Origin of the sequence: Micromonospora phytophila, assembly GCF_023656545.1 — a bacterium.
Taxonomy (GTDB): domain Bacteria; phylum Actinomycetota; class Actinomycetes; order Mycobacteriales; family Micromonosporaceae; genus Micromonospora; species Micromonospora phytophila.
In genome coordinates this window covers 1-9,006 of the sequence record NZ_JAMOKF010000231.1, presented here as the reverse complement: position 1 = coordinate 9,006, position 9,006 = coordinate 1, and the positions used below count along the sequence as shown (strand labels likewise).

7 protein-coding genes are annotated in these 9,006 nt (G+C 72.4%); 6 read left to right on the top strand and 1 reads right to left on the bottom strand.

From position 1 onward, the window contains the following. Positions 1–1,050, top strand: a 1,050-nt coding sequence (locus NCC78_RS22595) for a leucyl aminopeptidase (protein WP_250796886.1), incomplete at its 5' end; no start/stop codon positions are given. Between the two features lie 180 nt (positions 1,051–1,230). On the opposite strand, the gene NCC78_RS22590 is transcribed toward NCC78_RS22595, so the two are convergent. After that, the gene (locus tag NCC78_RS22590; protein WP_250796884.1) at positions 1,231–1,560 is read right to left on the bottom strand and encodes a hypothetical protein; all 330 of its coding nucleotides are present in this window, start codon (positions 1,558–1,560) and stop codon (positions 1,231–1,233) included. 179 nt (positions 1,561–1,739) lie between these two features. Here NCC78_RS22590 and lpdA point away from each other — a divergent pair, with 179 nt between their 5' ends. The 5 genes from lpdA to NCC78_RS22565 form a co-directional block, all read left to right on the top strand. Continuing rightward, positions 1,740–3,128 carry a dihydrolipoyl dehydrogenase gene (gene lpdA, locus NCC78_RS22585; protein WP_250796883.1) on the top strand — a complete coding sequence of 463 codons (1,389 nt, stop codon included), beginning with the start codon at positions 1,740–1,742 and terminating at the stop codon, positions 3,126–3,128. Positions 3,129–3,194: 66 nt separating this feature from the next. Then, positions 3,195–5,033 (top strand): 2-oxoglutarate dehydrogenase, E2 component, dihydrolipoamide succinyltransferase, encoded by a 1,839-nt coding sequence (gene sucB / locus NCC78_RS22580; protein ID WP_250796882.1) that lies wholly within the window; start codon positions 3,195–3,197, stop codon positions 5,031–5,033. Between the two features lie 195 nt (positions 5,034–5,228). After that, on the top strand, positions 5,229–7,058 hold the full coding sequence (locus NCC78_RS22575) for an AMP-dependent synthetase/ligase (RefSeq protein WP_308220934.1): 1,830 nt from the start codon (positions 5,229–5,231) through the stop codon (positions 7,056–7,058). Between the two features lie 220 nt (positions 7,059–7,278). Next, positions 7,279–8,610, top strand: a complete 1,332-nt coding sequence (locus NCC78_RS22570; protein WP_250796881.1) for a low temperature requirement protein A — start codon at positions 7,279–7,281, stop codon at positions 8,608–8,610. A 96-nt stretch (positions 8,611–8,706) separates the two neighbouring features. Further along, positions 8,707–9,006 (top strand): LLM class flavin-dependent oxidoreductase (locus NCC78_RS22565; RefSeq protein WP_250796880.1); only part of this gene is annotated, 300 nt, incomplete at its 3' end.

Sequence of the window (9,006 nt, the reverse complement as noted above, 5' to 3'; positions counted from 1 at the left end):
GTGCTGGTGGCCGTCCCGGACGCCGCCGACTCGGGCGCCCAGGCCGAGATCACCCGGGCGCAGGTGGTCGGCAACGCGGTCCGGCGCAGCCGGGACTGGGTGAACACCGCCCCGAACGAGCTGCGCCCGCCGTCCTTCGCCGACTCGGTGGCCGACGCCGCCCGGGAGGCCGGGCTGGACGTCGAGGTGCTCGACGAGGCGGCCCTGGCGGCCGGTGGCTACGGCGGCATCATCGCCGTCGGGCAGGGCTCGGAGGCCCCGCCGCGCCTGGTCAGGCTGAGCTACACCCCGGCCGGTGGCGGCACCGGCAAGCGCGTCGCGCTGGTGGGCAAGGGCATCACCTTCGACACCGGCGGCATCTCGATCAAGCCGGCGCAGGGCATGTGGGAGATGAAGTCCGACATGGCGGGTGCCGCCGCGGTCGGCGCGGCCATGCTGGCCGTCGCCGCGCTGAAGCCGTCGGTGGCGGTGACGGCCTACCTGCCGATGGCCGAGAACATGCCGTCCGGGCGGTCGTACCGGCCGGGTGACGTGATCAGCATGTACAACGGCAAGAAGGTGGAGGTGCTCAACACCGACGCCGAGGGCCGGATGATCCTTGCCGACGCGATCGCGCGGGCCTGCGAGGACGGCTGCGACTACCTCTTCGAGACCTCCACCCTCACTGGTGGGCAGGTGGTCGCGCTGGGCAAGCGGATCGCCGGCGTGATGGGCACCCCGGAGCTCTGCGAGCGGGTCAAGGTGGTCGGTGAGTCGGTCGGCGAGCCGGCCTGGCCGATGCCGCTGCCGGATGACGTGCGCAAGGGCATGGACTCCGACGTCGCCGACATCTCCCAGGTCAACGCGGTCATGGACCGGGCCGGGCACATGCTGCAGGGCGGGGTCTTCCTGCGCGAGTTCGTCACCGACGACGTCGCCTGGGCGCACATCGACATCGCCGGCCCGGGCTACCACTCGGGCGAGGCGACCGGCTACTGGACCAAGGGCGGCACCGGCGTCCCGGTCCGCACGCTCGTGCAGCTGGTCGAGGACGTCGCCGCCAACGGCTGACCCCCGACGCGTACGCGCACGACGGGGCGCCCCCTGCACGGGGGGCGCCCCGTCCCTCGTCCCGCCCCCTCGCGCGCTCGCCGCGCCCAGATCGCCGCAGATTCACGGAAGGAGTGGCTTTTCCGCGCGGAATGGCCACTCTTTCCGTGAAAGAGGGGCCCTTGCGAGGCGGGGTGGGGGTCAGAAGAGTTCGGGGCGGCGTTTGCGGCGTTCGTTGTAGTCGCGCATCCGCTGGGGGTAGCCCATCAGGCGGACGTCGTAGATCGGGATGCCCAGCCGGTGGGCGAAGCGGCGGGCGCCGTCGGGACCGTCGATGCGGCGGCGGGTCCACTCGCCGTCGTCGGCGATCAGCATGACGGTGGTCTCGGTGACCGTGGTCCGGGGCTCGATGTACGCCTCGACTCCCCGACGGGTCCGGACGAAATTCTCCAGATGCTGCAGATCGGCGCGGTCGGCCGCCCGGTCGAGGCTCACCGCACGCGACTTTTTGCGTCGCCGGAACAGTCCCACCGACCCGTCTCCCCCACATTCGGTCATCGAAGCCCGCGCCAAGGGTACGTGTCGACGACGTGTCGTTGGGCACCTCGCTACGCGAGCTGTGCGCGGTGGTGACAAGATGACCGAGGTGGGGTGTGTCCGTGTTACCCCGCCGTGACCCCCGATGCAGTGACGCGACCTGGGAGTTGGACGTGAGCGAGCCGAACGAAGCGACCTTCGACATCGTCATCCTCGGAGGTGGCAGCGGCGGCTACGCGGCGGCGCTGCGCGCCGCCCAGCTGGACCTCTCGGTCGCGCTGGTCGAGAAGGGCAAGCTCGGCGGCACCTGCCTGCACAACGGCTGCATCCCGACCAAGGCGCTGCTGCACGCGGCCGAGATCGCCGACCAGACGCGCGAGTCGGAGCAGTTCGGCGTCAAGGCGGAGCTGCACGGCATTGACATGGCCGCGGTCAACTCGTACAAGGACGGGGTCGTCTCCCGCCTGTACAAGGGCCTGCAGGGCCTGGTCGGCGGCGCCAAGAACATCACCTTCGTCGCCGGCGCCGGCAAGCTGGTGGGCAGGAACGTCGTCGAGGTCGACGGCAAGCGCTACACCGGCCGCAACGTGATCCTGGCCAGCGGCTCGTACGCCAAGAGCCTGCCCGGCCTGGAGATCGACGGCGAGAAGATCATCACCAGTGACCACGCCCTGACCCTGGACCGGGTCCCCTCCTCCGCCATCGTGCTCGGCGGTGGTGTGATCGGCGTGGAGTTCGCCAGCGTGTGGAAGTCGTTCGGGGTGGACGTCACGATCATCGAGGCGCTCCCCCGCCTGGTCGCCGCCGAGGACGAGGAGTCGTCCAAGGCGCTGGAGCGGGCCTTCCGGAAGCGGAAGATCAACTTCAAGGTCGGCAAGCCGTTCGAGAAGGTCGAGAAGACCGACAAGGGCGTCAAGGTCACCATCGCCGGCGGCGAGACCGTCGAGGCCGAGCTGCTGCTGGTCGCCGTCGGCCGGGGCCCGAACACCGCCAACCTCGGCTACGAGGAGCAGGGCGTCAAGACCGACCGCGGCTACGTGCTGACCGACGAGCGGCTGCGCACCGGCGTGCCGAACGTCTACGCCGTCGGCGACATCGTGCCCGGCCTCCAGCTCGCGCACCGCGGCTTCCAGCAGGGCATCTTCGTCGCCGAGGAGATCGCCGGCCTGAACCCGGCCGTGATCGACGAGGCGGGCATCCCGCGGGTCACCTACTCCGACCCGGAGCTGGCGTCGGTCGGCCTGACCGAGGCGAAGGCCAAGGAGCAGTACGGCGACAAGGTCAAGACCTACAACTACAACCTGGGTGGCAACGGCAAGAGCCAGATCCTCAAGACGGCCGGCTTCGTGAAGCTCGTGCGGGTCGAGGACGGCCCGGTCGTCGGCGTCCACATGGTCGGCGCCCGGGTCGGTGAGCTCGTCGGCGAGGCGCAGCTCATCTACAACTGGGAGGCCTACCCGGCCGAGGTGGCGCAGCTCGTGCACGCCCACCCGACGCAGAACGAGGCCCTGGGCGAGGCCCACCTGGCCCTCGCCGGCAAGCCGCTGCACGCGCACGCCTGATCACGACAACCGCGGCGTCCGGCGACGGGCGATGATCCCACCAGGGGAATGAAGGAGTCTTAGAAGATGCCGGTATCGGTCACCATGCCCCGGCTCGGCGAGAGCGTCACCGAGGGCACCGTCACGCGCTGGCTCAAGCAGGAGGGTGACACCGTCGAGGTCGACGAGCCCCTGCTCGAGGTGTCGACCGACAAGGTCGACACCGAGATCCCGTCCCCCGCGGCGGGCGTGCTGAGCCGGATCGTGGTCGGCGAGGACGAGACCGCCGAGGTCGGCAGCGAGCTGGCCGTCATCGCCGGTGAGGGCGAGGCCGCGCCGCAGCAGGAGGCCCCGGCCGAGCCGGCCGAGCCGGCCGCGGAGCCGACGGCCGCCGCCGAGGGCACCGGCCCGGAGCCCGAGCAGGAGAAGCCGGCCCAGGAGGCCCCGCAGCCCCAGGCCGCCGCGCCGTCGGGCGAGGGCACCCCGGTGAAGATGCCGGCTCTCGGCGAGAGCGTCACCGAGGGTACGGTGACTCGCTGGCTCAAGCAGGTCGGCGACTCGATCGAGGTGGACGAGCCGCTGCTGGAGGTCTCCACCGACAAGGTCGACACGGAGATCCCGTCGCCGGTCGCCGGCACCGTCCTGGAGATCAAGGTCGCCGAGGACGAGACCGCCGCGGTCGGCGCGGACCTGGCCGTGATCGGTGCCGCCGGCGCCGCCCCGGCCGAGGCGAAGCCGGAGCCCAAGCCGGAGCCCAAGGCCGAGGCGAAGCCGGCGCCGAAGCCCGAGCCCAAGCCGGAGCCGAAGGCCGAGGCGAAGCCCGAGCCCACGGTCCAGGAGCCCACTCCGGGCTTGTCGTACAACGAGCCGTCGGCCGAGGCCGAGGTGTCGGCCCAGCCGGCGCAGGCCGAGCGGCAGGCGGTGCCCGCCGCCCCGACGACGACCCCGCAGCGCCCGTCGGCGCCCGCACAGGGCGGTGGCGAGGAGGCGGCCGGCTACGTGACCCCGCTGGTGCGCAAGCTGGCCAGCGAGCACGGCGTGGACCTCTCCTCGGTCAACGGCACCGGCGTGGGTGGCCGGATCCGCAAGCAGGACGTGCTGGAGGCGGCCGAGAAGGCCAAGGCGGCCAAGGCGGCCCCGGCGGAGCAGCCCGCCGCCGCGGCGGCCCCGGCGCAGCCGGCCGCGAAGCCGCAGCCGAGCGGCAAGCGGGGCACCACCGAGAAGCTGCCCCGGATCCGCAAGGCCATCGCCAAGCGGATGCACGAGTCGCTGCACGAGATGGCGCAGCTCACCACGGTGATCGAGGTGGACGTCACCAAGATCGCCAAGCTGCGGGCGCGGGCCAAGGACTCGTTCCAGCAGCGCCACGGCGTGAAGCTGTCGTTCCTGCCGTTCTTCGCCCTCGCGGCGGTCGAGGCGTTGCAGACGTATCCGATCGTCAACGCCAGCATGGACCTCGACGCCGGGACGATCACCTACCCGGACTCGGAGCACCTCGGCATCGCCGTGGACACCGAGCGCGGGCTGCTGGTGCCGGTCATCCACAACGCCGGTGACCTGAACCTGGGCGGCATCGCCAAGCGGGTCGCCGACCTGGCCGAGCGGACCCGGACCAACAAGATCAGCCCGGACGAGATCGCCGGGGCGACCTTCACGCTGACCAACACGGGCAGCCGGGGCGCGCTCTTCGACACCCCGATCGTGCCGTCGCCGCAGTCGGCGATGCTCGGCACGGGTGCCGTGGTCAAGCGCCCGGTCGTGGTCAACGACCCGGAGCTGGGCGAGGTCATCGCCGTCCGGTCGATGATCTACCTGGCTCTGTCGTACGACCACCGGCTGATCGACGGCGCCGACGCCGCCCGCTTCCTGGCCACGGTCAAGGAGCGGCTGGAGGCCGGCAACTTCGAGGCCGACCTGGGCCTGTAGGCCCACGGTCATACCCGACGAAGGGGCGCGCGGCTCACGCCGCGCGCCCCTTCGCGTCGTCGGCCGCACGGTGCACCCGCCGCGCGGCCGGGTTCCGGTGATCGGCCCTCCGAGCCTCGCCCGCCGGGCCATCATGGCGGAAGCGCCCGTTGTCGTCCTCCACTCGGGCCCGGGGCGTACGAGAGTGAGGTGGGCATGCGGGACGTCGCGGTCGCACCGGCGGTCACGGGCGCCGACGCCGTCGGCCTCGCCGAGGCGGTCTGGGACAACGCCGGCCGCCATCCGGAGAGCGTGCAGTTCGTCCGTCCGCACCCCGTCGACCGGGCGTGGCCGGTGCGCCGGACCGGCCCGGGCGGCGCGCCGGTGACCTGCGAGCAGTTCCGCGACGACGTCCTCGCGCTCGCCCGGGGGTTCGTCGAGGCGGGTGTCGGGCACGGCGACCGGGTGGGGTTGATGAGCCGCACCCGGTACGAGTGGACCCTCGTGGACTACGCGCTCTGGGCCATCGGCGCGGTCACCGTACCGATCTACGACACCTCCAGCGCGGACCAGCTGGCCTGGATCCTCGCCGACTCCGGGGCGGTGGCGTGCGTGGTGGAGACCGCCGAGCACGCCGCGACGCTCGCCGGCCGGCGCGACGCCCTGCCGGCGCTGACCCGGGTGTGGCGCATCCACGCCGGCGACCTGGTCGAGCTGGCCGAACGCGGGAACAGTGTCCCGGTGGAGCGGGTGGCGGAGCGCCGCCGGGCGGTCTCCGCCGGGGACGTGGCGACGATCGTGTACACCAGCGGCACCACCGGGCGGCCCAAGGGCTGCGTGCTGACGCACTGCAACATCTATCTCGACGTGACCAACGCGACGGCGGCGATGCCCGAACTGTTCCACCCGGGCGCGTCGACGCTGCTGTTCCTGCCGCTGGCCCACGCGTTCGCCCGGCAGGTCCAGGTCGGGATGGTGCACACCCGGGCCACGATGGTGCACAGCGGCGACATGGGCGGTGTGCTGGAGCAGCTCCGCCAGTACCGGCCGACATTCGTCCTGGCGGTGCCGAGGGTGTTCGAGAAGATGTACAACCGGGCCCGGCAGAAGGCCGCCGACGCGCACCGGGGGTGGCTGTTCACCGCGGCGGAGACGGTCGCGGTCCGCTACAGCAGGGGGCTCGACACGGCACGCGGCCCGGGTGTCCCCGTACGCCTGGCACGGCTGCTGTTCGACGCGCTGGCGTACCGGAAGCTGCGGGCCGCCCTCGGCGGACGCTGCCATTACGCGATCGTCGGCGGCGCTCCGCTGGGTGAACGGCTGACGCACTTCTACCGGGGCGTCGGCATCACCGTGCTGGAGGGCTACGGGCTGACCGAGACGTCCCCGGCGTTGACGGCGAACCGGCCGGAGGCGCTGCGGGTCGGCACGGTCGGCCGTCCGCTGCCCGGCGTGGAGATCAGGATCGCCGACGACGGTGAGGTCCTCGCGCGCGGTGCGGTGGTGTTCCAGGGCTACTGGAACAACCCCGAGGCCACCCGGAAGACGTTCACCGACGACGGGTGGCTGACCACCGGCGATCTCGGCTTCCTCGACGACGACGGCTACCTGCGGATCACCGGCCGGAAGAAGGAGATCATCGTGACCGCGGCGGGCAAGAACATCGCTCCCGCGCCCGTGGAGGAGGAGATCCGCGCGCATCCCCTGGTGAGCCAGTGCATGCTCGTCGGCGACGGGAGGCCCTACGTCACCGCGCTGGTGACCATCGACGAGCACGCCTGGGCCGGCTGGCAGAGCAGGCACGGCCTGGGGGACGCCTCCGTCGCGCAGGCCCGCGACCATCCCGCGCTGCGCGGAGAGATCCAGGCCGCGGTCGACCAGGCCAACCGGTCGGTGTCCCGGGCGGAGGCGGTCAAGGCCTTCAGCATCCTGCCCGAAGACTTCACCGAGGCCGCCGGTGAGCTCACCCCGACCCTCAAGATCAGACGCGAGACGGTCGGGACCCGCTACGCCGACGACATCGACGCCCTCTACCGCGGCCACTGAGGCCGACGTCGCCGCGCCACGCCGGCCGGCCACGTGACGAGCGGCGGGCGGGACGGTACGGCTGGTCGACGGCCGCGACACCCGCGCCGGCCTGGCTCACCGCTGACCACCACGGACAGCCCGGCCGGCGGCCGCGCGGGCGGCACGGCGCCTCGTCGACGGCTCCGGCGGTGGGCTCATTCCGGCCCAGCCGGCGCGGCCCGCTGCCAGAGTGGGTCAGGTGGGTGGGAAACGGTGGCGCGGGCGGCTGGGACCCGCCGTCGCCATCGCCCCCGGGGCCCGGGTGGACAAGTTCGAGGTCTTCTTCGACCTGGTCTTCGTCTTCTCGTTCTTCATCATCACCCGGGCCACCGCCCTCGACATCACCGGCCGCCAGTTGCTGCACGCCCTGATGGTGCTCGCCGTGCTCTGGTGGGTGTGGGTGGTGCACAGCGTGGTCGCCACCCGGATCCGGCTCGGCGAGGGCTTCGTCCCGGTGCTGATGGTCATCGGGATGGCCGCGCTGTTCTGCTTCGCGCTGGCCCTGCCCCAGGCGTTCGGCGATCCGCACAAGGGCGCCGCCGGGCCGATGGTGGTGGCGATCAGCTACGTCGTGATCCGGGTCGTGCACATGGTCCTCTACCTGCACGTGGTCCGGGACAGTCCGGACGAGCGGCGACAGCTGCGGCACTTCACCCCGGAGGTGATCGCCAGCACCCTGCTGCTGACCGCGGCGGCGCTGGTGCCCGCCCGGATCGACGACCCGGGTCAGGCCGCGATGGTCCGGGACGGGCTGTGGCTCACCGTGGTGCTGCTCCAGTACGCCACCGGCATCATCGCCGGCACCTGGGGTTGGGGGGTCACCTCCGCCGAGCACTGGACCGAGCGCTACGACCTCATCCTGATCATCGCCCTGGGCGAGTCGGTCATCTCGGTGGGCGTGGGCAGCAACCTGCTCGGCCAGCCCCCGACGTGGCCGGCGGTCGCCGCGGCCGTGCTCGGCATCGTCTTCACCGCGGCCCTGTGGTGGGCGCACTACGACATGATCGGTCCGGCCGCCCGGATCGCCCTGCACGCGACGAAGGGCCGCCCCCGGGTGGCGATGGCCCGCGACGCGTACGCGTACCTCTACCTGCCGATGATCGCCGGGATCATCCTGTTCGCCCTCGGCGCGGAGGAGATCGTGCACGAGATCGCCGACCCCGACGTGTCGGTCGCCGAGGCGCCGCACGGCCCGAGCGTGCCGCTGCTCTTCGGCGGGGTCATCTGCTACCTGTCCGCGAACATGCTGTTCCAGCTGCGCACCCTGCACACCCTGTCCTGGACCCGGGTCGGCGCGGTGCTCGCGCTCATCGCCGCCATCCCGGGCGCGTCCCACCTGCCCGGGCTGGCGGCCCTCGGCCTGCTGACCGCCATCTGCGTGGGCCTGATCGCCGCCGAGGTGGTGCTGATGGCGGACGCCCGGCACGCCCTGCACGAGCTGGTGTTCCACGAGCGGACCAGCCACGAGGTCAACGAGGCCGCCTTTCGCGCCCGCTGGCACGACAACGCCCCCAACGAGCCCTCCACCTGACACCCCACGATCCCCCTTCCGGACCGGTGATCTGCCGGTAGCAGAACCGACGGTGGCGGGCTCGCCGATCCGGGCCCGGGGCGGCAGGCTGATCGGATGGTGACCTTCTCCCTCCAGGCGACCCCGTCGGACGCCGCGAGCTGGCTGGACCTGGCCCGGCGGGCCGAGGCGGCCGGCTTCGACGCGCTGCTCGCCGCCGACCACCCCGGCGCGGTGACATCGCCGTTCGTCGCGCTGGCCGCCGCCGGGGCGGTGACCACGACGCTGAACCTCGGGTCGTACGTCTCGAACGCCGGGGTCCGGGAGCCGATCCTGCTCGCCACCGACGTGGCCACGCTCGACGTGGTCAGCGGCGGGCGGGCCCGGCTGGGCCTCGGCGCCGGCCACACCCCGGCC

What these genes read in the sequence shown, in the direction of transcription:
- sucB (WP_250796882.1), top strand. Translation starts at nt 3,195, where the DNA reads ATGCCGGTATCGGTCACCATGCCCCGGCTCGGCGAGAGCGTCACCGAG.
- NCC78_RS22575 (WP_308220934.1), top strand. Translation starts at nt 5,229, where the DNA reads ATGCGGGACGTCGCGGTCGCACCGGCGGTCACGGGCGCCGACGCCGTC.